The 212-nt window shown below is 75.9% G+C and carries 1 pseudogene; it reads left to right on the top strand.

The window, feature by feature from the left end:
- A pseudogene (locus GFH49_RS39210) lies at positions 1-212 on the top strand (hypothetical protein); the annotation flags it as partial.

Genomic DNA, 212 nt, shown 5'->3' with positions numbered 1-212 from the left:
CCGACACAGGCGGTGCCGACACAGGCGGTGCCGACACAGGCGGTGCCGACACAGGCGGTGCCGGCAACACCGGGACCGAGGCGGACAGCAGGGCGGACGCGGACAGCGACGACGAGGTCGGGACCGACGCGGACGCCGGTCAGGGCGCGGCCGACGCGGGCGAGGACCACGGCCGAGACGGGGCGGGCGAGGCATCGCGTACGGGCGATGAA

The organism is Streptomyces blattellae (genome assembly GCF_009709555.1).
Taxonomy (GTDB): Bacteria; Actinomycetota; Actinomycetes; order Streptomycetales; family Streptomycetaceae; genus Streptomyces; species Streptomyces blattellae.
Note: the sequence above shows the minus strand (reverse complement) of the source record. Positions and strands in the feature narration are given on the sequence as shown.